Genomic DNA, 23,319 nt, shown 5'->3' on the forward strand with positions numbered 1-23,319 from the left:
CCGTTCACATCACGTCATAGGAGATCCGTGTCCGACCACACCACCGTCACCCGCGTCGCCGCCGTCAGCGGCGCAGCACAGGGCCTGGGAGCCGAGATCGCCGAACGTCTGGCGAGAGCGGGCTTCTCACTCGCTCTCCTCGACCTGCAGGACACGGGCCTGAAGAACACCCGAGCCCACATCGAGGAGCTACACCCCGGCATCGAGGTCATCACCGTCGTCGCCGATCTCGCGGACGAGGCGGCCGTCGTGGCGGCGTTCCAGCAGATCGACGAACGCTTCGGCCGACTCGACGCCCTGGTCAACACTGCGGGAGGTAGCGGCACGGACCCGGTGCGCTCGCTCGCGGATCTCGGGGTGGACGTGTGGCGCAGGGTGGTGGACAACAATCTCACCAGTGCGTTCCTCTGCAGCCGAGAAGCGGTGCAGCTCATGCTCCGGCACGACTACGGCCGCATCGTCAACTTCTCCTCGGCAGTGGCGAAGGGACTGTCCGGGCCGTCCGGCACGGTGGGCGCTCGGCTGCCCTACGCGGCGAGCAAAGCGGCGGTGAACGGTTTCACCAAGCAATTGGCCAAGGATCTCGGGACCACCGGCATCACGGTCAACGCCGTGTCGCCAGGGCTCGTGCTGCCGGACGCCGGTCGGGTCCGGGACATCTTCGAGGCGCTGCCGGCCGATGCGCAGGCGGCCACTCGTGCAGCGATACCGCTGGGCCGCACCGGAACCGGGTCGGAGATAGCCGAAGCGGTGGTCTATCTGGTGTCCGAGCACGCGGGCTTCACCTCGGGATGCATATTGGCTGTCGACGGAGCAGCGACATGACAGCACTCCCGCTCGTCTTCGTCCCCGCACTCGGGTCGGACGAACGTCTCTGGCAGCCCGTCGCCGACCTGCTGGCGGACTCGATCGAGACGGTCGTGGTTCGCGGAGAAGGATCATCGATCTCGGCGATGGCGGACAGCGTCCTCGAGCAATGCCCCCCACGGTTCGCCGTCGCGGGGAACTCGATGGGAAGCTATGTAGCCCTGGAGATAGCGCTCCGGATGTCACCTCGGGTGCACGGCCTGGCTCTGCTGAACTCGTCTGCGATCGCAGCGGACGCCGGGCGTCGGGAGAACTCTCGTCGCATCATCGAGATGGTGCGCGGGGGACGCTTCGACGAGGCGGTGACCGCGATGTCCGGTGCTGTAGCACCCCGTCGGCCGGAGGTCGCCGATCTCGCCGCGACGATGGCACGCGACCTGGGGGAGGACGTCCTCGTCGCCCAGCAGGTCGCCGTGATGACCCGACACGATCGTCGGGACGAACTGTCGTCTCTCACCGTGCCCACCCTGGTGATCGCCGGCACCGACGACGCCATCACACCGAGTGACCTGGGTCGTGAGGTCACCGACCTTGTTCCGGGCGCCGAATTGGTCGTGCTCGCCGGCGTGGGTCATCTGTCGACGCTCGAAGCACCGGAATCCGTCGCCGCGAACCTCGCTCGCTGGCATGCCGCGCTGACCCACTCGGTGGCCCGAACATGATGGCCTTCGACCACACCACTCTCGCGCAGCGCGTGTTGTTCCAGCACGGTCACGTCGTCGACAACGTGGAGGCCGCTGTTGCCGCACTGTCCGGCGCTCGAGTTCTGCTCGTCGCCGACGCCTCGGTGGCGGCGGTGGCGGACGCGGTGGCGACGCGGATCCCTGTGGTCGCCAGGATCGGCGAGATCGTGCAGCACGTACCCGTGGAACACGGCGACGCAGCCGTGGCGCTCGCCCGGAGCGAGAACGCCGATGTGGTGGTCTCCATCGGGGGAGGGTCCGCCACCGGACTTGCCAAGTACGTCGGTCGCGACACCGGGACACCGATCGTCGCGGTTCCGACGACATTCGCCGGATCCGAGGCGACCGACGTGTGGGGGCAGACGGAGGGCGATCGTAAGACGACCGGGTCGAGTCCGGCTGTACTTCCTCGGACAGTCGTCTACGACGCCGAATTGTTCGCGACGCTGCCCACCGACCTGGCCGTGGCGTCGGGGCTCAATGCCCTCGCGCACGCGGTGGACGGCTTCTGGGCGCCCCGCGCCGACCCGATCAACACCGCGCTGGGGACCGAGGGGATCCGGGCACTGGTTCCAGGGCTCCGTGGGATCGCCGCCGACGCGGACAATCTCGATGCACTCGAGCGCACGCTGTACGGCGCGTATCTGGCGGCCGTCGCCTTCGCGTCGGCGGGAAGCGGACTGCATCACAAGATCTGCCATGTGCTCGGTGGTGCTTTTTCTCTGTCCCATGCGGAGACGCACGCCGTCGTGCTTCCGTATGTCATGGATCTGTTCGCACCGGCGGTTCCGGATGCCGCCAGTCGCGTGTCACACGCGGTGGGCGGCCCCGACGCCGCATCCGGCCTGTTCGCCCTGCGCGAGGAGCTCGGTGTGGTCGGATCGTTGCGGGAACTCGGTATGCCGGAGGGCGGCATCGACGATGCTGCAACGCGGGTCGCGGCACTCGTACCACCGTCCACTCCGCGCCCGGTCGACGCATCGACGCTGCGCGGGCTCATCGCCGCTGCGTGGGCAGGTGCCCCTGTGGGACGCCGCGACTACTGAGGAGCAACCATGTCCGACGATGTACAGACAGAACGCGAGCAGATGCTCGTCGACACCGTGGTGCGGTCCTTCGACGGAGCACCCGACGACCGGTTACGGCAGATCATGCAGACGGTGACCCGCCATGTTCACGCCGCGGCCCGCGAGCTCAGGCTCACGGAGACCGAGTGGAACACGATGATCGACTTCCTCACCAGGACAGGGCAGACATGCACGGACACTCGACAGGAGTTCATCCTGCTGTCCGATGTTCTGGGGCTCTCCATGCAGGTGATCGGGATGAACAACCCGCCCGTGGACGATGCGACCGAAGCGACCGTGTTCGGACCGTTCTTCGTGGACGGTGCGCCGCAGATCGAACTCGGCGGCGACATGGCATTCGGCGCTGTGGGGGAGCCGTGCTGGGTCGTCGGGACCGTGCGGGGAACCGACGGTTCGCCGATCGCGGGTGCACGTCTGGAGGTGTGGGAGGCGGACGAGGACGGCCTGTACGACGTTCAGTACGGCGACGATCGTTCGGCCGCACGGGCGCACCTCTACTCCGACGACGACGGTGCGTTCCGATTCTGGGGTCTGACGCCGACTCCGTATCCCATACCGCACGACGGCCCGGTCGGGTCGATGCTCGCGGCGGTGGGCCGTTCCCCGATGCGGGCCAGTCACCTTCACTTCATGGTGACCGCCGAGGGGTATCGACGGTTGGTCACGCACATCTTCGTCGACGGCGACGAGATCGGCTGGGAGGACGCAGTGTTCGGCGTCAAGGACTCGCTGATCAAGACGTTCGTCCGGCACGAGGACACGCCGACCCCCGACGGCCGTTCGGTGCGGACCTGGAGCGAGGTGGTGTTCGACATCGTTCTCGCGCCGGCCGTCTGAGCGGTCAGGTCGTGGGCAGCGGAGAGAACTCGATCTTCTCGTCGAGCGTCGATTCGTCGTACGACCCGGTCACGAAGTCGAGGAATGCCCGCGCGGCACTCCCGGTGGGGCCGTCGTTGCGTGTGATCACCCCGTAGAAACGGAATGCGTCGGCGTCGGTGATCGGGATGGTGATCGTCGACGACCGCTGATCCGCACGCGGAACCGGCACGATGGCGATTCCGCTGCCGTGCCGCACCAACGCGCGAAGTGTGGACAGTTCGGTGGCCTCGATGCTGATCGACGGTGTGCAACCGGCATCGTCGAACAATCTGTCGACCACGTGTCGCAGACCGTAACTCGGCCCGAGAGCGATCATGGGCCGGCGGGAGATCTCCGCGATGGAGATCTCGCTGCGATCGGCGAACTCGTCGCCGGGCGGAACTTCGAGACACAGCAGCTCGCGACCCAGTGGAACCCACGTGAGATCCTCGGCGATGGGTCGGGGAGCGACGAAGCCGACGTCGATCCGTCCGGAGCGCACGGCCTCGACGATGGAATCCGCGGCGCCACCCTCCAACTCGAAGGACGTGAGGGGCGCCTCGACGTGGTACCGATCGAGTAGTGACGGGACCAGCCAGGCACCGAACGAGTGCAGGAATCCCAGTGACACGACACCGCGCTGAGGATCGACGAGAGTGCGGATGCGCTCCTCGCCCTGGGAGAGTTCCTTCATCGCTCGCTCGGCGTGAGCGCGGTAGATCTCACCGTACTTGTTGAGACGCAGACGATTCTGGTTGCGGTCGAACAGCTTCACGCCCAGTTGGCGCTCGATACGAGCAAGTGCTCTCGACAGCGTCGGCTGGCTGACGTGGAGCTGAACCGCCGCATTGGTCACGTTCTCGGTCCGCGCCAGCACGACGAACCATTCCAGCTCACGAACCTCCATGTGACGCGCTCTCTCTCGCAGTGACGTCGACCGCGGCACGCAGTGTCGACGCGGTGTCGGCGTCCACGATACCGTCCCGCAGAAGTCGAGGAAGCGTTGTGGACGAGAGTAATTCGACGGAGTCTCCGTCGTCCAGACCGACGAGTACCACCCCGTCGGCGACGCCTGCCGCGCCGATGTCGGCGATGAGTCCGGCGAGCCCTCCGGGGGTACCGACATACCGAACGGTCGTGGCATCGTCCGCATCGAGTCCACGGTTCCGGTACTCGATTCGTGCGGCTCGAGCAGTCGGCGCGATCAGGAACTCGACGTCCAGCACCGCGATCACGGCGCCGGCCGGATCGCTCAGGTCGTCGTGCATCGCTGCTGCGCGGCGCAGGTCGGTGGCGCGGACACGGTGGACCGCGGAGCCTGTCGGCTGTGTGTCGAGCGCGACGTGCAGACGTCTCGGGCGTCGAGCAGTCACCGACGGATCTGCCCACCGAGGCGGGTTCGTGGTGCGGGAGGGGTGGGACATGCGTCCAGTGTTGCAGCGATCACACTCCCTGACCTGGTCTAACTTTCACAGGCGACCATACTGGAATGGTATGGACGCGATCCGGTCGAGGCGGATGAGCCGTCGTACGGGGATCTTCCTGACTCGTGCGTGCTTGGATGGCGGAATTCTCGGCCATCATGAGAAGTCCTCAGGTTCGGGCGCTGCTGGATCATGAGGTGATGACATGACCAGCCCTGACGTCGCAGTCGACTGCTCTCGGAGCGCTCGACCACTCGGCGTGTGGGTCGAGCGCTCCGGCCGAGAGCCAGCTCGATCGTTGATTCGTCGACGATCGAAATCGGTACCGGCCGAGCGAGTTATCCGTCTGACAACCGTGCCGTCGGCGACAATCGTCTCCTCTTCACAAGGACTAAGACATCGTCAGTTCCAGTATTTGTGGAAACGTCGCCGGTGGCCCGGAAGGTCACAACGACCGCAGCGCGCCCGGTTCGGGATCTTCGATCGCATCCAACTGGGCACGAACGTGTCGCGGCCAACTATCTCCTTGAGTTTTCTGGGCCAGGGGAGTGTGATCGAACAACCAATCTCTCACCGGCCGCAAGACTCGCGGCATGTGGTGGAACAATTTGCCTGCGTGATACGCGTCCTGCGTCACCTTCGAGGTGTGCGGCTTCCTGCCGTCCTCGAACCGTTGGAGAGCCTCCGACACGGCGCGCGTGTCGGACACGTCGGTGTCTGCCAGAGCGCAGCCGAGGAAGTAGCCGTCTTCGATGGACATGCCTGCTCCATAGGCCGCATACGGACTCGTGGGATGGGCGGCGTCTCCTACCAACGTGACGCGCCCTCTCGACCATTGTGACCGGGGGACTCGATCGCGAATCTCCCACCTGTGAGTGTGCTTACTCTCAGTACGTGCGATGAATGACGGCAGCGGTTCGGCGAAGTGGCCAACTTTCTTTTTCGCATATTCTTTGACATCGGCCTCGAATTTCTGCGCGGGATTCCACGCTTCGAGGACCCACCACTCGTAGCCGTTTTTTCCCTCATGACGAATCGGGGTCCAGCTACCTTGGGTCTTCCGGTCGTGGGAGAATACGCCTCGTGTGCCGATCGGTTCGTCAGTGAAGAAGAAGCCGCCCAGAAGATGCAGTCTGTGGTGTCTGATCGGCTCGTCACCCCAGAGGCACGCGCGCACCTTGGATTCGATTCCGTCGGCTCCGATCAGAAGGTCGGCTCGATACTCGGAACCGTTGTCGAAGTGGACTGTCACGCCGTTACCGTCGTCCACGAAACCCGACATCCTGCTGTCGAGGTGTAGAACGCCGTTCGGGAGCGCATCGATCATTCTTTTGTACAGGCCCCAGCGGAGTAAGCCGATGAAACCGCCCTGATACTTCTCGACGATGTCCGAGGGAATGATGAAATCGGCACGCTTGTGTCCGTCGAATCGTTGCAACTGCGTGAGCGAGGCAGCCCCGAGATCGACGGTGTCCACGCCAAGGACCTGCAGGACCTTCTGCGGTGCCGGCCACAGATTCAAGATATTGCCAGCGGCTTTGATTTCTCGATGGCGCTCGAACAGGGCAACTTCGAATCCCTGCCTGGTGAGTGCGAGCGCGGACGCAAGGCCCGCCGGCCCGGCCCCGATGATCGCTACGCGCCCTTTGTGTGATTCCATGAATGTTCCTTTCAAATTTTGCCGAGTCCGACTGAAGAATAGATCGAATTTTGGATGTCAGTCGCGGAATGTGTCGGTTTCGTGCGCTGCGCGCGTGCGGAGGAATTCCCATCTCACGACGCAACATCCCCACTGGAACACGAGGTCAGGTAGGCATCATCGGTCGGCGACGATATGAGAAGCCGCCGGTGTAGGTAGTGGGGGTGCTCGAACCGTGTTTATTCTTGTCGTCTCGCGCGCGCGCCCTTCTTGGCGGCCAATTTGCTCGCGATTCCCATCACTCGCGTCGATCCGGCGAGGCCGATGACCGCGTCCTCCACCGGCCGACGTAGCACGCGGGAGAAGGGCGGTCGCTGTCCTGGCTCACGAGCTTCGCGACCCATGGTCGGATTCTGGTGACACCTGACCGGAACATTGAGGATGAGGCGACGGAGACACGAGTTCTGGTGGTCGCACCACACGATCTCGTCCTCCCGCCCGTGCTTCAGCTTGTCGGCGAAGGCGGGGTCTGCGAGTAGTTGACGCGCCAGCATCAGCGCATCTGCTTGTCCCGACTCGATCGCGGCAGCACCCATGCGCGGGTCATAGGTACTGCTGAGGAAGAGTGGAACGTCTCCGACCTTCGATCGGAATATCGCGGGTTCGCCGTGCTCCAACATGGTGCCGGACTCGGACGGGACGTTGATGTCCATCGACTCGTAATTGCCGTCGGTCATGGCGATGTAGTCGATACCGGCACGTGCGACTTCTGCTGCGACATCGGCGAATCCCTCTGGTCCCTGTCCGCCCTGCATATGGTCGTTTACGCTCATACGCAGGCCGATGGGATAGTCGGATCCGAGTTCGGATCGCAGTGCTCGCAGGACGTCGACGAGGATGCGAGCGCGGTTGGCGGCATCGCCTCCGTACTGGTCCGTCCGTCGGTTGCTCAACGGCGACAGGAACGATGAGTAGAAGTAGCACATGTGCGCGGCGATCTCGATGCCGTCGAAGCCGGCGGATCGCGCTCTGGCCGCTGCTGCGACCACGTCGCGCTGAACCTGTGCGATGTCCCGCTCGGTGGCCTCCTCGGGAGTGGGCGTGACGCGGCCTCCCGGAATGAAGAGGCCGGGAGGAAGATGGTCCTCGCTCATGTGGACGTTTCTGGCGCTCGCAGCGAGGATGGGTCGCCCGGGGCCGGGGTTCCCCATCCGTCCGAAGCCGGAGAAGATCTGCGCGACGATGGGAGTTTCGTGTTCGTGAACAGCGTCGGTCACCCGCCGTAACGGGGGGACGGTGCTGTCGTTGTCGAACCGCAGGAGTGGTGAGAACGGCGCTTCCGCGACGCCGCGTGCGGTTGCGGCGGAACCGCCGACGATGATCATGCCGACACCGCCTCGAGCGCGTTCTGTGAGAAACGCCCGCGTCTGGTCGCTCGGCGTGCCGTCGGCGTGAGGTTGCAGAACCGCCATGGGGCCCATGATGATCCGATTGGCGACTCTCAATCGATTGATGTGGAAGGGAGTGAACAGCGAACCGTAGGGAGCGATGTCGTTCATCGTGAGTCTCCTTGTCGCAGGGCAGATGGGGGGCGGGCCGCGGTGCGGCCCGCCCCCGGATGATGTGTCGTGGACTGCTGAATCACACGGGCGGTGCGGTGAACAGACCCTTGTCGGGGTCGTTGAACATCTGGCTGCTCACCCATTCGTCCATCGGATTCGCGGTACCCCACTGATCGGAGGTCTCGGGGTCGGCAGTGTTGTAGATGCTGGGATGCCAGGTGTCCTCGTCGAGCTGGAGGAGCTCGGTCGTGTACTCCATGGTGTTGCCGTTCGGATCCTTGAAGTAGGAGAAGGTGTTGTCCCCGGCAGCGTGCCGCCCCGGACCCCAGATCTTCGGAATCTCTGCGCGCATCAACCGTCCGGTGGCGAACATGTACTCGTCGAGGCCCCTCATCTCGAACGAGATGTGGTTCAGCGAGGTGTGCGGGCATCGCGACACGGCCATGCTGTGGTGCTGGGGACCGCACCGCAGGAAGTACATGAGTCCACCGAGACGCGGGTGGTCGAGTGTGTCCGACAGGCGGAACCCGAGATGCTTCTCGTACCAGGCCACCGTCTTCTCCGGTTGCGGCGAGTTGAGTACGACGTGGGAGAGGCGTACGGGGATGGACTCGCGGACCTCGATCTTGCGGTGCTTGCGCACAGCGACGTCTGCGGACGCCTCGACGACTCGGCCGTCGCCGTCGAAGAAGCGGAAGCCGTAGCCGCCGCCCGGGGTGTTCAATGCTCCGGGCTCGGTGATCAGGGTGACGCCGCCGGCGATGAGGGACGAGGCGAGTGCGTCGACTGCCGCGGCGTCGGTGACGCCGAAGGCGATCAGGTCCAGTCGCTTGTCGACGTCGTCGCGGACGCGGACGATGTACTGCTCAGGCGATCCTTCGGCGGCGAAGTAGGTCAGACCGGACTCGGTCTCGGTAGCGGTCAGACCCCATCTCCCGCCGTAGAAGTCGACTTGCTTGGCGAAATCCGGAACGGCGATGTCGACGTGGCGAAGATGGGTGATGGGACTGAAGGTCATGATTCTCCTGACGAGGTGACGGTCGGCGACTACGAGTGAGGTGTGGGAAGAGTGGAGTCGTCGAGGGTGAGTCGGACGGACGGGATCATGGTGACGATGCTGCTGAGATCGTCTGCTGTGTCGGCGATGCCGAGGACGTAACGGTCGGGCCGCAGAACTGCAGCGGCGCCCTCGGTTCCCGCGAGCGCGGTGACGGCCATCGGGTCGGTGACGACAGCGGTGCGAGGGTCCTCGGAGAGTGCCCGCCGAATGGACGACGGCAGCGCCTCGAGCATGGAGGTAGGCGCAGCGACGAGGAACCGCGGACCGACCTCGTCGTCCAGCCGGCGGTCGTCGCCGAGCCACGGCTGAGGTGCGAGAACGCCGGCGCGAGCATCCCGGTCGCCGATGTGCAGTCCGGGGCCCAGCGAGGGTGGGGGCGGCGGCGCGGATGCCAGAGGATTCTCACGGATGTGGGCGTCGCGATGCGCGGCGACGTTCGGGTCGATCGTCTGCAGGATCTCGGCCATCGTCGCAGCCTGGCTGACCCAGTAGTGGGCGTGTGGCTTGCGTTCGCTCTCGTAGGTGTCGAGAAGATCCGGCGACGCCGTGCCGTCGGCGACCAGTCCGATCTTCCACGCGAGATTGGCGATGTCACGCATGCCGGCGCAGAGCCCCTGTCCGAAGAGCGGCGGCGCCTGGTGGGCTGCGTCGCCCGCGAGAAACACGTTGCCTACTCGCCAGCGAGTCGCGACACGTGCTCGGAACGTGTAGATGGCAATGCGGTCAGGAGTGAATCGGGATTCGGGGAGTGCGCCGTGGCTGATTCGTTCGAGTGCTCGGGGTGTGACGATCTCGGTCGGGTCGTCGTCGGGCATGACCTTGAATTCCATACGAACACGGTTGCCGGGCAGTCGAACCCACAGGGCCGGTCGAGAATGGTGACCGAGGAAGACCATGTCGCCGTCGATGGGGTAGGTGTCGCCGTCACGCTCCAGGAGGCCGTCCACGACGAGCCAGGGGTCGTCCTTGCCGAGTTTCTCGGTCTCGATTCCGGCGAGTCGTCGAACCGTGGACGTTGCACCGTCTGCGGCGATGAGCCACCGTGAGGTGAGGACGTACGTGCGTCCGTCTGCGTCGCGGACCGTGCTGCGCACGACGCCGTCCGCTTGCTCGAAGCTCGTCAACGTGGTTCCCGGGCGCAATTCCGTGCCTGCGTACGAGATAGCTTTGTCGCGAACCAGGTGTTCCATGTCGGGCTGGTGGAACATCACGTCCTCGTGCCACCCTTGCGGACCGAGAATCCCGGTGGGGTAGGAGAACAGCGTCTCGCGGGCCTCGTTCTCCATGCGCAGGGATTCCATCGGGTTGCAGATCGCCATCGCCTCGTCCGCGACTCCCAGCGTCTGCAGGCTGCGCATGGTCTCGCCGTCGAAGTGCACGGCGCGGGCCTGCGTCCACACCGACGATTCGCGATCGATACAGATGGCGGAGACGCCCGCCTGGCCCAACCCGGCGAGCGCACTCACCCCTACGGGGCCACCCCCGATGATCACTACATCGCAGTCCACGATCACTCCTTGCTGTACTAGACGTCTCGTATCGCTCAAGCTAGCATAGGGTGATGCGACGCACATCACAATCACCCGACGAAATCTTCTTCGATCACAACCACGCGGATGCGATGTGGGTCCTGTGACCATCACTCAATCGGTGTTCGTGGTTCCGGCGCTGCTCGCTGTCGCACACCGTGAGGGCTACTTCGCCCGGCACGGTGTCGACGTCGCGACGGTGCACACGCCCTCGTCGATCTCGCAGCGCGCGGATCTCGACAACGGCGTGGTCGAGGTGGCCGTGACGGCGACCGACAACCTTCTCGCTTGGAATGCGACCGGTTCCGACGTGGTGTCGATCGGGCAGATCGAGACCACGACCGATCTTGCGCTGACGTGCCGTGCCGGACTGGGGTCGCCGGCCGACGCGGGCAGGATCCGTCTCGCGGTCGATGCCCCCACCAACGGGTTCGCCATCGTGGCCTACGCGATGCTCGCCGATCCGTCACTGTCGGCCGGTTACGACGTGGTCGAGATCGGTGGTGTGCGCGAGCGTCTGGCTGCGCTCGGCGACGGGTCGGCCGACGTGACGCTGTTGGCGCCACCCTTGGATCAGGCAGCGACGGAGCAGGGAATGTCCGTCGTTCGACGACTCTCGGACTGGCTGCCCTCGTACCCGGGTCTCGGCCTGGTCACCACGCGCCGGTCATTGGAGCACTCGCGCGACGAACTGCAGCGATACGTGTCTGCACTCGTCGAGGCCAACGAGTGGATGCGAACCGCGACTGCCGCCGACCTCGCCGCGGCTCTCGCGGAAGCCGGAATAGTGGGGGCTGCAGTCGAGTCGGTGACGGCGCGCATCCCGTCGTCGTTGGCACCCACCGTCGAGGCCTTCCGTGTACTCGAGACGCTTCGTCGCGATACCGGCGCGGTGATCGACGGTGCCCCGGCTGCGGAATCGATGGTGGAGGCCGGGTTGGTCGACGCCGCTCACCGATAGGGAACCGCGTGCGGGTGGCGACAGCGCGCGGACTGTCGCCACCCGCGACTCGTCATGCGATGGACGAGGCGACCGCGTCGGCGGCGAGCGCAGTGCGCGTGCGCGCGATCTCTTCCGCCGACTGCGGTTCGGTTCCGATGAGGACGAACAACATTCGAGCAGTCGTCTCGGTGCGATTGGACCAGGCGTGCGACGTGGCGCGTTGGACCACGACGTCACCCGCTCGCAACGTCGACTCGTCGCCGTCGAGGATGAGGGTCACCTCGCCGCTCAGCACCACCGCGTAGTCGATCGAATCGGTGCGGTGGAACCAGAAGTGCTTGCTCTGTGCTCGTTCCTGTCCCGCGTCCTTTTCGGCGTGGCCGTCGAGTTGGTCGAAGATGACATTCTCGGCCTCGGCGGGGTAGACCGCGTCCGGTGGGAAGTCCACTATGCGCATGATGGTCTCGCCGGTCGCCGGAAACGAGGGAATGGTCGTCTCGGCAGAGGCGGCATCGACGTCCGAGGAGTGGTCGATGGGACCGGCGGTCGTCATCCAGGGTACGGTGGCACCGAATCCCGGGATGGTCTCCGATGTCCAGTGGTGCGGGGAATTCCCGTCGGACAGGACGATCGAGCGCCCTTCGTCGTCGTGTCCGGTCACCACGCGACGCACGGGTGGCCGGGCGCTCACAGCGACCACTCCTCGTGGGGGTAGGGGCGTGGGGTGGGCCACCACGGCGCTTTCTCGCGCTCCGTCGACACCGGGGTGCGCAGTGTTCCCACGCCCTCGAGTTCGAGTTCGAGCACATCGCCCGGTTGAAGGAAGCGGCCGATCTCGACTCCGGCGCCGAAACCCATCGTCCCGGATCCGATGATGTCCCCGGGCTGCAGGCGGTCCGCGATGGACACATAGGCCAGCAATTCGGCCGGTGTATAGACGAAGTTCTCGACCTTGGTGTCCGACACCACGTCTCCATTGACACGGACCTGGCCGACCAGGCCTTCTATCGACGCGATCTCGTCCATCGTGGTGATCCACGGTCCGATGACGTAACCGAAGTCCTTGCACTTCTGCGGGCCCATGCCGATGGCCATCTCGGCGCCCTGGACGTCGCGCGCACTCAGATCGTTGAAGATCGTGATCCCGAAGAGATGGTCCAGCGAGTTGTCCGGCGTGAGGTCACTGCCGGATCTGCCGACGACGTAACCGATCTCGAGTTCCCAGTCCAGTGCATCGGTGTAATCGGGGTACGGCAGGACCTGATCGTGGCCGTACGACTTCGCAGTCGTCCCCTTGAAGTACCCGGGGCGCTCGTAGAGCGAACGTGCGGGCTGCGCCTTGGCGACCACGCGATGGAAATTCTGGATGTGGGTCTCGAAGGTCAATCCGTCCCGGATGACCGGCGAGTCGACGGCGGCGCGCCACGACACCTCGTCGATCGAGTGCGACGCATCATCTCCGGCCTCGAGTGCCTGATGAGCTGCATCGAGGAAGAGGTCGCCCCCGCCGATCGCCGCAGACATGCTCGAGGGAAACACGGTGCGCGAGATCGCGGTTGCGCGATCCGCGTCTGCTCCTCGGCGAGCGAGTGTCAGTGCGTAGGCGCGGGCGAGGTCGACGACACGACCGGCCGCAGTATCGACGGACACGATCCTGAGTTGTTCGCCGTCGGGCGTGGGAACCGCTGTACGTCCCAGTTTCACGTGATCTCCTGACTTCGGGGTGCGGTGGCCCCCTGCTCGGCGGCATGGATGCGGGTCACCTGTACGAGTCGTATCGTATAGGTTTCAGGTGTGTCGTCGGGCGCTTTCGGCGACGCAAAACGAAATCATCGAAAACAACCCGCCTCGGAGGTCGGATAGATACGATACGAACCGTATTGGACGGCAGTGACGCCGACGCCTCGAAAGGATCCGCATCCAGTGAGCTCAGACAGTCGGCAACCGAGCCGTATGCCCCTCTTCCTCACCGACGACGATGTCGACGCGATGTCGGACTGGGACGACGCCATCTCCGCTGTCAGATCCGCCTACTCGACGAGCGCAGACGAACGGCGCACTCCCGGAAGGATCTTCGCGCAGACCGAGCAGGAGTGGATGCGCATCATGCCGTCGGTTCCGGCCGGTGGGCGACTGTTCGGCGCGAAGTCGATGGTCGGGTCGTTCGCGGACGGTCTTCAGGTCAGTTACCTGATCACTCTGTTCGACAAGGACACGGCCGAGCTCGCGGCGCTCGTCGACGGCAATCGTGTCACCGGTCTGCGCACGGCAGCGACGACGGCCGTCGGAGCGGCGGCCCTCACTCCCTCCCGAGCGGTGACGCTGGGAGTAGTCGGATCGGGCTTCGAGGCGCGCTCCCACGTGGCCGCGTTGTCACACGTGCTCGACATCGCCGAGATCCTGGTCTACAGCCCGACCGCCGCGAATCGAGAGCGCTTCGCCGCAGACGTCACAGATGTGGTGGGCGTGCCGGCACGGGCGGTCGACACGGCGAGAGACGCTGCCGGGTGCGACGTCGTGCTGTGCGCCGCGCGCTCGCGGGACGAGACACCCACCGTGCTGGCGGACTGGGTCGGACCCGACTCCACGGTCCTCTCCATCGGATCCACGACACCCGCGCAGCGCGAGCTCGACACCGAACTGATCCGACGAGCCTCGATCGTGGTGGTGGACACCGTGGACGAGGTGGTGCACGGCAGCGGCGACATGCTGCAGGCGCGTGCCGACGGAGTCGACGTCGACGATCTGGTCGTCCCACTGTCCGACGTGCTGTGCGAGAAGGTCGAGCCGGACCAGGACCGAGGGATCCGCATCTACAAGTCGACGGGCTCCGGCTTACAGGACGTCGTGGTCGCGGAGATGCTCGTCGACCGCGCACGCGCAGAAGGCCGAGGCACCGTCCTGCCCGTCAGCATCGTCACGAGTCGAAAGTGAACTGAGGAGCCACCACATGCTCGACTACACACCTACAGAAGCCCGTTCATGGGCGCGCGGAACCTTCGACGGAACGATCGCCGTGACGCAGCCGTCGTTCTCGGCGGATTTCACGCGCATCGACGAGGCGGCGATCGCCCACGACGTGCTGAAGCTGAAGGACCTCGGGTTCTCCGGCACACTCCTGGTCGCCGAGGTCAACATCACCCCCGAGGAGAACGCGCGCGTCACTGCCGTCGCTCGGGAAGCGGGCGGTCCCGACTTCGCCCTGTTCTTCCACGCGATGTTCCCGACCCTCGAGCAGAACGTTCACGCTGCCCGGTTGGCGGAGGCGGCGGGTGTCGATCGCGCACTTCTCGCGTACCCGTCCTCGTTCTGGCCGACGTCGTACGACGAGGTCTTCGACTACACGAAGACCTTCTGCGACGAGACCGGCCTCGCCACTATGCTCTTTCCCCTGCCTGCGTGGGGATTCGAACGAATTCATCCCGCCGGGATGAGCGTCGACTTCGTCCGACGAGTTCTCGACGGTGTGCCCAACATCGTGGCCATCAAGTCCGAGCAGGGTTATCCGGGGATTCCCGGCGTCATGGAGATGTACCACCACTTCCGCGAGGAAGTCGTGATCTCGTGCCCGATCGAAGCCGAGACGATCCCGCTCATGTCCGCGCTGGACTTCCAGTTCTCCGGCACCAGCAACACCCATTGGATGAGCGACTACTACCCGCGTGCATTCGATCTCGCACGCACGGGCAAGTGGGAGGAAGCCATGGAACTCTACTGGCAGGTGCACCCGGCACGGCTCGCGAACAGTGCGGTCTCGGCGACCTCGACTCCCGGGACCAGCACGATCAATCGGACTCAGTGGAAGTACCAGGAGTGGCTCGCCGGCTTCCACGGCGGGGCACTCCGGCCTCCCGCCCAGCGGCTGCCCGATCGGTACATGAAGCAGTTGCGCGCCGCTCTCGTCGCGTCCGGACTTCCCGTGACCGATTCCCCCGACGAGGACTTCGTGCGCGGGCGCGGAGCCGACCGACACCACTGAGACACGACGAGTTACGGAGATACTGTGATGACGACGACCACGACGATGCGGCGCACCGACCTGTTCATCGGCGGTGAGTGGGTCGACACCGCCGACGCCCGGATCGAGGTGATCGATCCCTCCGACGGAACAGTGCTCGACACGGTCGCCGACGGCGGCATCGAGGATGCGATCCACGCCGTCGACGCCGCTGCGGACGCCCTGCAGGCCTGGTCCGCGACACCTCCCCGCGAGCGCGCCGAGATCCTCAGGCGCAGCTACGAATTGATGGCCGAACGCGCCGACACGCTGGCCGAGTTGATCTCCTCCGAGAACGGCAAGGCGCTGGCGGACGCTCGTGCGGAGGTCTCCTACGCGGCCGAGTTCTTCCGGTGGTACTCGGAGGAGGCGGTGCGGAACATCGGGTCGATCTCACTGGCTCCGTCGGGCCGCAACAGGATCATGGTCGAACACCGCCCCATCGGAGTCTGTGTCCTGATCACCCCGTGGAACTTCCCCGCCGCCATGGCAACTCGGAAGATCGCGCCCGCGCTCGCGGCAGGATGCTCGGTGGTGCTCAAGCCCGCCACTCTGACACCGCTCACCGCCTACGCCATCGCCGACATCCTGGCCGAAGCCGGTGTTCCCGCCGGTGTGGTCAATGTGATCACCACCAGGAACACCGGCCCGGTGGTGTCGGCGATGCTGCAGGACCCCCGCGTCCGTCTGCTGTCCTTCACCGGCTCCACCGAGGTAGGGCGAGTCCTCCTCCAGCAGGCGTCCGGGCAGGTGCTCAAGTGCGCCATGGAACTCGGTGGCAACGCGCCGCTGATCGTGCTCGAGGACGCCGATCTCGAGGTCGCGCTGGACGGCGCCATGCTCGCGAAGATGCGCAACGGCGGGCAGGCGTGCACAGCGGCCAATCGGATCCTCGTCCATCGGTCCCGTCACGACGACTTCGTGGCAGGACTGGCGTCGCGAATGAGCGCCCTCACCGTCGGCTCCGGCGTCGATCCGGCGACCGAGTGCGGGCCCCTCGTCGATGCGAAGAGCGTCGACAAGGTGCACGAACTGGTCCAGGAAGCGATCGGTCGCGGAGCCACTCTGGTCACCGGGGGCGAACTACCCGGCGGTCCGGGGTTCTTCTACCCGCCCACCGTCCTGACGAACGTCGACCCCGAGTCGGACATCGTCGCCACGGAGATATTCGGACCGGTCGCTGCCATCACCACGTTCGACAACGACGACGAGGCGGTCCGCGCAGCCAACTCGTCCGAATACGGGCTCAGCGCCTATGTGTTCGGCCGGGACCTCTCGCGCGCGCTCGCTGTGGCGGGACGACTGGAAACCGGGATGGTCGCCGTCAACCGAGGGCTGGTGTCCGACCCGGCGGCGCCGTTCGGCGGAGTGAAGCAGAGTGGTCTCGGCCGAGAAGGAGCACACGAGGGAATGTTGGAATACACCGAGACCCAGTACACCGCGGTGGACTGGTGACCGACATGAACGCACCGGTAGAAACTCTGTCCGAGAACGGCGCGTGGACCCCCGCATCGTCCGGCGCCCGCCACCTCGCGGCATTCACCGACGACCTTCTGCGATCCGGCTCGGTGGATCGTGAGGTGACCGCCGACTACTCGTCACTGTGGCGGTGGTCGATCGACGAACCCGACGCTTTCTGGCGAGCGTTCGCGTCGTTCTCGGGAGTCGATGTTGCGACTCCACCGGACGTGTCCGTGGTCCCGGACGCGATGTCCGGTGCCGGCTGGTTCCCCGGCACCACCGTCAACTACGCCGAGCAGGTCTTCCGCGGCCCGCCGCGCTCGGGGAACGCCGTCCTCGCTGTGGACGAGGACGGAACCACCGTCGGAACGTCCTGGCAGGAATTGAAGCGACAGGTTGCGTCGGTCGCAGAGTTCCTCCGTCGGTCCGGAGTCGGTCACGGTGACCGGGTGGCCGCGGTGCTTCCCAACCGTCTCGAGGCAGTCGTGGGACTGCTGGCCGCCGCGTCCGTCGGTGCGGTCTGGTCGGTCGTCGCGCCCGAGTTCGGTTCCGAGGCCATCGTATCGAGGCTGCGCCAGCTCGATCCCGTCGTTCTTCTCGCGACCACCGGATACGACTACGGGGGAGTGCGACGGGATCGGGAAAGTGTCGTCCTCGAGGTGGTCGGGGCGATCCCGAGTCTGCGCGAGATCGTGTGGGTGGGTCCGATGCCGACGGCGAACGACGCGAGGGGCCGGAGGTGGGACGAGATCGTCTCCGGGGATGCTCCGTGGCAGCCCGAGAGTGTTCCGTTCGATCATCCTCTGTGGGTCCTGTTCTCCTCGGGTACGACGGGAGTTCCCAAGGGCATCGTGCACGGACACGGGGGTGTTCTGCTCGAACACCTCAAGACCTGGACTCTGCACGCGGACCTCGACCCGGGGGATCGGTTGTTCGTCGTGGGATCGACGAGTTGGGTCGTGTGGAACACCTTGGTGTCCGGGTTGTTGCGCGGCGCGACGATCGTTCTCCTGGACGGTAATCCGGCGTATCCGACGCTCGATCGCGTGTGGCAGGTGGCTGCCGAGCACCGCGTCTCCGTGCTCGGTCTCGGTGCCGGGTACGTCCACGCGAGCATGCATGCCGGCCTACCCGTCGCGGACACGAACGATCTCACCGCCCTCCGGATGGTGCAGGTCACGGGTTCGCCGTTGTCGACCGACGCGTACACCTGGCTCAGGAGTGAGCTCGGCGATCTCTGGCTGGCCTCGGTCAGCGGGGGAACGGACGTGGCCGGCATCTTCCTCGGCGGCGCTCCCACCGAGCCCGTCCGCCCGGGACGACTGCAACCTCCCGCGCTCGGTGTGGCAGCCGCAGGGTGGGACGCCGACGGCAGAGCAGTCCTCGACGAACCCGCCGAGCTGGTCATCACCGTGCCCATGCCCTCGATGCCGCTCCGCTTCTGGAACGACGAGGACGGTTCGCGATTCCACGAGTCGTACTTCGCCACGTATCCCGGAGTGTGGAGGCACGGCGACCTCGTCGAGTTCGCCTCCGACGGTTCGTCCGTCATCGTCGGTCGTTCGGACTCCACGCTCAATCGCAACGGCATCCGTCTGGGCCCTGCCGATCTCTACCGCGTGGTCGAGGCGCTGCCGGAGGTGCGTGAGGCGCTCGTTGTCGGCATCGAGGATGCCGGTGACTACTACATGCCGATGTTCATCGACGTCGCCGACGGCGTGGACGACGGCGCAGCGGTCGATGCCGTTCGTGCTGCGATACGTGCGTCGTTGTCGCCGCGGTACGTACCCGACGACATCGTTCCGGTACGCACCATCCCGCACACGCGCACCGGTAAGAAGCTCGAGGTGCCGGTGAAGCGTGTGCTGCAGGGCGTTCCCGTCGACGAGGTCGTCGATTCCGGGTCCGTCGACGACGCCGCGGTGCTCGGTGAGATCCGCAGCGAGATGGTGCGTCGTCGTCCCGGTCGGTTGTCATGAGTGTCTGTGCGGCCGTGCGAGACATGCTCGCTCGCGATCACAGCGCCACCGGCAACGGGATGACGGTCCTGTCCGCGGAGAACGGCAGTGCATCGGTCTCGGTGGTGGTGGACCGTTCGTGGGTGAACGGACACGGGCTCGCCCACGGCGGCCTCGTGTTCAGCCTGGCCGACACCGCCTTCGCCTGTGCTGCGAACAGTCGGTCGCCGGGCACCGTGACCGCCGGCGCGGAGATCGTCTACTACTCGCCTTCTCTCGAGGGTGACACTCTGGTGGCCGACGCGACGGTGCGCCACGTGGCCGGCCGACACAGCCTCGTCGACGTCACAGTTCGGCGAGGCTCGGTGGTCGTGGCCGAATACCGCGGGCGAGGCGCTGTCGCACGCCCTCCCGCACAACAGACCGAGCTCGGCGCAGCCGCCGACGACGAGAGAAAGTGACGCCATGACCCGATTCGCTCTGGGGACGTTCGATGCAGGGGACGGCCCGTTTCCCGGCATCGTGATCGACGAGAACATTCACGACATCACTGCGTTCACCGACTATGCGTCGACCGACGAGGTCCTGCAGGACTGGACGAGGGCGTTCGAGCGTCTCGCCGCCGAGGCCGATGCTCCGACGACTCCGCCGACACCTGCGTCCGCCGTGCGCACGCTGCCGCCGGTGGCACGAGCCGGGCAGATCTACGGGGCCGGCGCGAACTACCGCGAGCACGTGATCCAGATGTCTGTCGCGCACAAGCTCGGAACCGAGGGACTGTCCGAGGCCGAGCTCGCCGAGGAAGCAGCTCGCGACATCGACGAGAGGAAGGCGAACGGGGAGCCGTACGTGTGGACGGGCGTGCCCTCCGCGATCAGTGGAGCGTACGACGACGTCGTCCTGCCTGCCGCCTGGGACGACCACGACTGGGAGCTCGAACTGGGTGTCGTCATCGGGACACGCGCACATCACGTCTCTGTGGACGACGCGCTGGATCACGTTGCCGGCTACACCATCTGCAACGACCTGACCACGCGCAGCCTGGTGCCCCGCAAGGACATCGCCATGATGGGTACGGACTGGATGCGTGCCAAGAACTTCCCGACGTTCTACCCGACGGGCCCGTGGCTCGTCCCGGCGCAGTTCGTCGACGATCCGCTCGACCTCGGGATTCGCCTGTCGCTGAACGGGAAACTGATGCAGGACAGCAACACCGGTGACATGGTGTTCGGACCGGCCGAACTCATCTCGTACATCTCGAAGTTCGTCGCGCTCGAACCCGGTGACATGGTCATCACCGGATCGCCGCCGGGAAACGGGTCTCACTGGGGCCGGTTCCTGCGTCCGGGCGATGTCATGGAGTGCGAGATCGACGGCTTGGGAACGCAACGAACGGAATGCGTACAGGGAGACTGACAGACGGTTCGGTGTGGCCCTCCTCCGAACTGTCGGGGGAGGGCCACAGGCGCTCAGTGCTGTCGGACGATCGACGCAGCGCGCTTGACGTCGAAATCGACGGACTCCAGGGTGGCCCTGTCGATCGCACCCGGGACGGCGAGCAGAGCCCGTGCGGAGATGTGTGCGGCAGGATGATTGACCGACTCCACGCAGACGAGGGTGTCCTGCTGGAAGCGAAGTATCGAGAATTTGCCCCTGTCGACATCGCCGATCACCGTCACGGGACCCTCGGTGTGCGCGATGCCGGCGATCTGAATCTTCGTGGGGCCCTGATGACTCCAGAACCACGGCACGTGGTGGTACTCGGTGGGATGTCCGGTCAGAGTCCTGGCCAGCGTCCGTGCATGATCGACGGCGTTCTGGACCGACTCGAGTCTCGTGGCGAGTCCCGTGTGGCGAGAGGGAAATCGGGCGCAGTCACCGATCGCCCAGACGTGGGAGTCGGTGGTGCGGAGATACTCGTCCACGACGATTCCGTCGTTCGTGTCCAGGCCACACTGCGCGGCCAGGAGGTCGTCGGGCAGCACTCCGACTCCCACGACCACGAGATCCGCCGGGTGGCGGGTTCCGTCGTCGGTGACCACGGTGTGCACCCTGCCGTCGACGCCGAGAATCTCGGTGACGACGCGACCGAACTCGAATCGGACGCCGCGAGCCTCGTGCGCACCGCGGACGTGTGCCGAGATCTGCGGGCACACTGCTCGCCCCATGGCGCGGGACCCGAGTTCCACGACAGTGACGTCGAGACCGCGATCGAGCGCTGCAGCGGCGAGCTCGAGTCCGATGAATCCGGCCCCGATCACGACAACTCGTCGCGCCTGGTCCAGTTCCGATCGTACGGTCGCAGCGTCGGCCGCATCTCGAAGCCTGCACACGCCGGCGAGATCGACTCCGGGGACGTCGAGTCTGCGCGGCCGGGCACCGGTGGCGAGCACGAGTGCCGAGTAGTGCACGACCCGTCCGCGAGACAGGGTGACCGCCCGTGCGGAACGATCGACCGAGACCACCGGGTCACCCTCGACCAGTTCGACGTCTCGGTCGGCGAAGAAACTGCGCGCGCGCAGCGGCAGGTGTTCCGGATCGCCGGCGGCCCCGAGGTAGTCCTTCGACAACGGTGGACGTTGGTAGGGCAGTCCCACCGCGGTGTCGACGAGGGTGATCCGACCTTCGAATCCTTCGGCGCGCAGTGAATCCGACAGTTGGACGCCGGCGTGACCGGCTCCGGCGACGACCACGTGGTTCGTCGTCATACCTGGGTGTCCGGCAGGTCGACGACGATCTCGTCGAGGCGTCCTCCGACCACGATCTGGCATCCCAGGCGTGAACGTGCCGGATCGCGGTCGACCGCAGTGCAGTCGAGCATCTCGTCCTCGTCCTCACCGACAGGGGGTAGAAGCTCGAGGTAGTCGTCGTGGACGAGAACATGGCAGGTCGCGCACATCGCCTGACCGCCGCACTCGCCGATGATGCCGTGGACTCCGCCCGAGACCGCGGCTCGCATGATCGACGTGCCGTCGGCGACGTCGAGGGTGTCGGTACGGCCGTCGGAATGATCGAATCGAATAGTTGCCATGATGTCGCTCTCAGTCGTCCCAGGTGACGGGCAGGGTGGTCAATCCCCGGAAGACCCAGCCGTTCCACTCGGTCTCCCGGCTGCGATCCACTCGGAGGGTGGGGAAGGCGTCGAGCAGTTTCGGAACAGCGATCTGTCCGACCGACGATTTGGCGGCCCAGTGCCCCGCGCAGAGGTGAACGCCGCTGCCGAACGCGAGATGTGGCAGTTTCGGCCGGTGGATGTCGAAGAGTTCCGGGTGGTCCGCAACATGGCGGGGATCCCGGTTGGCCGCGGCCACCACCGCTCCCAGAGGTGCGCCTGCGGGCAGTGCAATACCGCCCAGAACGGTCTCGCGCGTGGTCTCACGCGGGTACATGCCGATCGGCGACAGCCATCGCGCGGTCTCGTCGAACACGGCGGCCCACGATGATGGGTCGCTCTCGACGTGGCGCCGCTGATCAGGATGGTGGTCGAGTGCCCACACCATGTTGGTGACCATGTGTTGCGGCTCGTTCATTCCGCCCGCAATGGTCAGTTTGACGTTCGCTGCCACGGTGCGGTGGGGGAGGCCGCTCGCGACCAGCGCCGAGGTGATCGAGTGATCCGGGTGCTTCTCGTAGTGCGGGACGAGGTCGACGAGCAGTTCGTCGACCTCGGTGCGTGCAGTGTCGGCGGCATCCCAGATCTCGGCGTCGTCGAGCAGATTTCCGGTTCCGGCGATCAACGCGTGCGACCACCGACTCATGGTGGTGGTGTCGACTCCGGGCAGACCGAGCATGTCGATCAGATTCTGTGATGCCAAGGGGGCCGCGAAGTCCCGGTTCAGTTCTGCTTCCTCCGGGCCTGCGTCCGCGAGCGCGGCGAGGAAGCGATCGGCGTTGCGTTCGAAGATCGGGGCCCATACCTGCGTGACGGATCTGGGTCGTAGCGTCGGGTTGACGGCCTGACGTTCCACGGCGTGTTCGGGGTCGTCCTTGCGCAGCATCGGATTTTCCCCGAGCGCACGGATCATCGTCGCTCCACTGCCACGGACGCGCGCGGAGAAGACGGTCTGGTCGAGCTCGACAGCATGACACTCCGGATACCCGGTGATCAGATACTTGTTCACCGCGGGAACCCACGCCACGGGCGACTCGGCGCGCAATTTCTCGTACGTGTCGTAGGGATCCGTCATCATGACGTGTGGATCGACCCAGTTCGCCGTGGGCGCTGTCAGGTCCGCCATGGCGGCCTCCTC

The 23,319-nt window shown here is 65.7% G+C and carries 22 protein-coding genes; 11 read left to right on the forward strand and 11 right to left on the reverse strand.

The features are described 5' to 3' along the window. The first annotated feature begins 27 nt into the window (after positions 1-27). From ASG69_RS03895 to ASG69_RS03910, 4 genes are read left to right on the forward strand one after another with little or no spacing between them, the layout of a single operon-like run. On the forward strand, positions 28-825 hold the full coding sequence (locus tag ASG69_RS03895) for an SDR family NAD(P)-dependent oxidoreductase (protein WP_056449187.1): 798 nt from the start codon (positions 28-30) through the stop codon (positions 823-825). Beyond that, complete coding sequence (locus ASG69_RS03900; protein WP_056449190.1) at positions 822-1,529, forward strand: alpha/beta fold hydrolase; 708 nt, start codon at positions 822-824, stop codon at positions 1,527-1,529. The genes ASG69_RS03895 and ASG69_RS03900 overlap by 4 nt, the downstream gene beginning before the upstream one ends. Then, entirely contained in the window at positions 1,526-2,596 is a 1,071-nt protein-coding gene (locus ASG69_RS03905) for a maleylacetate reductase (RefSeq protein ID WP_056449192.1), read from the forward strand. Before ASG69_RS03900 ends, ASG69_RS03905 begins: the two co-directional genes overlap by 4 nt. A gap of 9 nt (positions 2,597-2,605) precedes the next feature. Beyond that, the gene (locus tag ASG69_RS03910; protein ID WP_056449195.1) at positions 2,606-3,475 is read left to right on the forward strand and encodes a dioxygenase family protein; all 870 of its coding nucleotides are present in this window, start codon (positions 2,606-2,608) and stop codon (positions 3,473-3,475) included. 4 nt (positions 3,476-3,479) lie between these two features. Here ASG69_RS03910 and ASG69_RS03915 read toward each other — a convergent pair whose 3' ends face one another. The 6 genes from ASG69_RS03915 to ASG69_RS03940 form a co-directional block, all read right to left on the reverse strand. Continuing rightward, positions 3,480-4,403: a LysR family transcriptional regulator gene (locus ASG69_RS03915; protein ID WP_056449198.1), complete on the reverse strand. Its 924-nt coding sequence runs from the start codon at positions 4,401-4,403 to the stop codon at positions 3,480-3,482. Further along, complete coding sequence (locus ASG69_RS03920; protein ID WP_235578844.1) at positions 4,390-4,920, reverse strand: hypothetical protein; 531 nt, start codon at positions 4,918-4,920, stop codon at positions 4,390-4,392. The genes ASG69_RS03915 and ASG69_RS03920 overlap by 14 nt, the downstream gene beginning before the upstream one ends. 445 nt (positions 4,921-5,365) lie before the next feature. Beyond that, entirely contained in the window at positions 5,366-6,580 is a 1,215-nt protein-coding gene (locus ASG69_RS03925) for an FAD-dependent oxidoreductase (protein ID WP_056449205.1), read from the reverse strand. Positions 6,581-6,798: 218 nt separating this feature from the next. Then, complete coding sequence (locus ASG69_RS03930; protein ID WP_056449208.1) at positions 6,799-8,118, reverse strand: oxidoreductase; 1,320 nt, start codon at positions 8,116-8,118, stop codon at positions 6,799-6,801. Positions 8,119-8,200: 82 nt separating this feature from the next. Then, complete coding sequence (locus ASG69_RS03935; RefSeq protein ID WP_056449210.1) at positions 8,201-9,139, reverse strand: VOC family protein; 939 nt, start codon at positions 9,137-9,139, stop codon at positions 8,201-8,203. 29 nt (positions 9,140-9,168) lie between these two features. Further along, positions 9,169-10,689: a bifunctional 3-(3-hydroxy-phenyl)propionate/3-hydroxycinnamic acid hydroxylase gene (locus tag ASG69_RS03940; protein ID WP_162246796.1), complete on the reverse strand. Its 1,521-nt coding sequence runs from the start codon at positions 10,687-10,689 to the stop codon at positions 9,169-9,171. 124 nt (positions 10,690-10,813) lie between these two features. On the opposite strand from ASG69_RS03940, the gene ASG69_RS03945 reads away from it, so the two are divergent. Then, positions 10,814-11,671 carry an ABC transporter substrate-binding protein gene (locus ASG69_RS03945; protein ID WP_056449217.1) on the forward strand — a complete coding sequence of 286 codons (858 nt, stop codon included), beginning with the start codon at positions 10,814-10,816 and terminating at the stop codon, positions 11,669-11,671. Between the two features lie 52 nt (positions 11,672-11,723). On the opposite strand, the gene ASG69_RS03950 is transcribed toward ASG69_RS03945, so the two are convergent. Both ASG69_RS03950 and ASG69_RS03955 read right to left on the reverse strand, forming a co-directional pair. Continuing rightward, positions 11,724-12,206: a cupin domain-containing protein gene (locus tag ASG69_RS03950; RefSeq protein ID WP_156380427.1), complete on the reverse strand. Its 483-nt coding sequence runs from the start codon at positions 12,204-12,206 to the stop codon at positions 11,724-11,726. A 134-nt stretch (positions 12,207-12,340) separates the two neighbouring features. Beyond that, a complete protein-coding gene (locus ASG69_RS03955) occupies positions 12,341-13,357 on the reverse strand; it encodes a fumarylacetoacetate hydrolase family protein (protein WP_056449223.1) in 1,017 nt (338 codons plus the stop codon). A 219-nt stretch (positions 13,358-13,576) separates the two neighbouring features. Between ASG69_RS03955 and ASG69_RS03960 the strand changes: the two genes are divergently transcribed. The 6 genes from ASG69_RS03960 (at position 13,577) to ASG69_RS03985 (ending at position 20,485) form a co-directional block, all read left to right on the forward strand. Next, entirely contained in the window at positions 13,577-14,587 is a 1,011-nt protein-coding gene (locus ASG69_RS03960) for an ornithine cyclodeaminase family protein (RefSeq protein WP_200933765.1), read from the forward strand. Positions 14,588-14,669: 82 nt separating this feature from the next. Further along, positions 14,670-15,632 carry a dihydrodipicolinate synthase family protein gene (locus ASG69_RS03965; protein WP_200933768.1) on the forward strand — a complete coding sequence of 321 codons (963 nt, stop codon included), beginning with the start codon at positions 14,670-14,672 and terminating at the stop codon, positions 15,630-15,632. Positions 15,633-15,659: 27 nt separating this feature from the next. Next, positions 15,660-17,105 (forward strand): NAD-dependent succinate-semialdehyde dehydrogenase, encoded by a 1,446-nt coding sequence (locus ASG69_RS03970; RefSeq protein WP_056449233.1) that lies wholly within the window; start codon positions 15,660-15,662, stop codon positions 17,103-17,105. A gap of 5 nt (positions 17,106-17,110) precedes the next feature. Further along, positions 17,111-19,090, forward strand: coding sequence for an acetoacetate--CoA ligase (locus ASG69_RS03975; RefSeq protein ID WP_156380428.1), 1,980 nt, complete (start codon positions 17,111-17,113; stop codon positions 19,088-19,090). After that, the gene (locus ASG69_RS03980) at positions 19,087-19,530 is read left to right on the forward strand and encodes a hotdog fold thioesterase (RefSeq protein ID WP_056449242.1); all 444 of its coding nucleotides are present in this window, start codon (positions 19,087-19,089) and stop codon (positions 19,528-19,530) included. The genes ASG69_RS03975 and ASG69_RS03980 overlap by 4 nt, the downstream gene beginning before the upstream one ends. Positions 19,531-19,534: 4 nt before the next feature. Further along, positions 19,535-20,485 carry a fumarylacetoacetate hydrolase family protein gene (locus ASG69_RS03985; RefSeq protein WP_056449244.1) on the forward strand — a complete coding sequence of 317 codons (951 nt, stop codon included), beginning with the start codon at positions 19,535-19,537 and terminating at the stop codon, positions 20,483-20,485. A gap of 53 nt (positions 20,486-20,538) precedes the next feature. Here ASG69_RS03985 and ASG69_RS03990 read toward each other — a convergent pair whose 3' ends face one another. Genes ASG69_RS03990 through ASG69_RS04000 form a run of 3 tightly spaced genes read right to left on the reverse strand, consistent with a single transcriptional unit; the run spans position 20,539 to position 23,307 of the window. Beyond that, positions 20,539-21,777, reverse strand: coding sequence for an NAD(P)/FAD-dependent oxidoreductase (locus ASG69_RS03990; RefSeq protein ID WP_056449247.1), 1,239 nt, complete (start codon positions 21,775-21,777; stop codon positions 20,539-20,541). Next, positions 21,774-22,100, reverse strand: a complete 327-nt coding sequence (locus tag ASG69_RS03995) for a 2Fe-2S iron-sulfur cluster-binding protein (RefSeq protein WP_056449250.1) — start codon at positions 22,098-22,100, stop codon at positions 21,774-21,776. Before ASG69_RS03995 ends, ASG69_RS03990 begins: the two co-directional genes overlap by 4 nt. 10 nt (positions 22,101-22,110) lie before the next feature. Next, positions 22,111-23,307 (reverse strand): cytochrome P450, encoded by a 1,197-nt coding sequence (locus ASG69_RS04000; protein WP_056449252.1) that lies wholly within the window; start codon positions 23,305-23,307, stop codon positions 22,111-22,113. Between the last annotated feature and the right edge of the window lie 12 nt (positions 23,308-23,319).

The sequence above is a fragment of the Rhodococcus sp. Leaf225 genome (assembly GCF_001426145.1).
In the GTDB taxonomy this organism is placed as follows: domain Bacteria; phylum Actinomycetota; class Actinomycetes; order Mycobacteriales; family Mycobacteriaceae; genus Rhodococcoides.

Bases quoted from the DNA above. Each gene is read 5' to 3' on its own strand.
- ASG69_RS03900 (WP_056449190.1), top strand. From the start codon at position 822: ATGACAGCACTCCCGCTCGTCTTCGTCCCCGCACTCGGGTCGGACGAA.
- ASG69_RS03905 (WP_056449192.1), top strand. From the start codon at position 1,526: ATGATGGCCTTCGACCACACCACTCTCGCGCAGCGCGTGTTGTTCCAG.
- ASG69_RS03910 (WP_056449195.1), top strand. From the start codon at position 2,606: ATGTCCGACGATGTACAGACAGAACGCGAGCAGATGCTCGTCGACACC.
- ASG69_RS03915 (WP_056449198.1), bottom strand. From the start codon at position 4,403: ATGGAGGTTCGTGAGCTGGAATGGTTCGTCGTGCTGGCGCGGACCGAG.
- ASG69_RS03920 (WP_235578844.1), bottom strand. From the start codon at position 4,920: ATGTCCCACCCCTCCCGCACCACGAACCCGCCTCGGTGGGCAGATCCG.
- ASG69_RS03925 (WP_056449205.1), bottom strand. From the start codon at position 6,580: ATGGAATCACACAAAGGGCGCGTAGCGATCATCGGGGCCGGGCCGGCG.
- ASG69_RS03930 (WP_056449208.1), bottom strand. From the start codon at position 8,118: ATGAACGACATCGCTCCCTACGGTTCGCTGTTCACTCCCTTCCACATC.
- ASG69_RS03935 (WP_056449210.1), bottom strand. From the start codon at position 9,139: ATGACCTTCAGTCCCATCACCCATCTTCGCCACGTCGACATCGCCGTT.
- ASG69_RS03950 (WP_156380427.1), bottom strand. From the start codon at position 12,206: ATGACGACCGCCGGTCCCATCGACCACTCCTCGGACGTCGATGCCGCC.
- ASG69_RS03970 (WP_056449233.1), top strand. From the start codon at position 15,660: ATGACGACGACCACGACGATGCGGCGCACCGACCTGTTCATCGGCGGT.
- ASG69_RS03975 (WP_156380428.1), top strand. From the start codon at position 17,111: ATGAACGCACCGGTAGAAACTCTGTCCGAGAACGGCGCGTGGACCCCC.
- ASG69_RS03980 (WP_056449242.1), top strand. From the start codon at position 19,087: ATGAGTGTCTGTGCGGCCGTGCGAGACATGCTCGCTCGCGATCACAGC.
- ASG69_RS03985 (WP_056449244.1), top strand. From the start codon at position 19,535: ATGACCCGATTCGCTCTGGGGACGTTCGATGCAGGGGACGGCCCGTTT.
- ASG69_RS03990 (WP_056449247.1), bottom strand. From the start codon at position 21,777: ATGACGACGAACCACGTGGTCGTCGCCGGAGCCGGTCACGCCGGCGTC.
- ASG69_RS03995 (WP_056449250.1), bottom strand. From the start codon at position 22,100: ATGGCAACTATTCGATTCGATCATTCCGACGGCCGTACCGACACCCTC.
- ASG69_RS04000 (WP_056449252.1), bottom strand. From the start codon at position 23,307: ATGGCGGACCTGACAGCGCCCACGGCGAACTGGGTCGATCCACACGTC.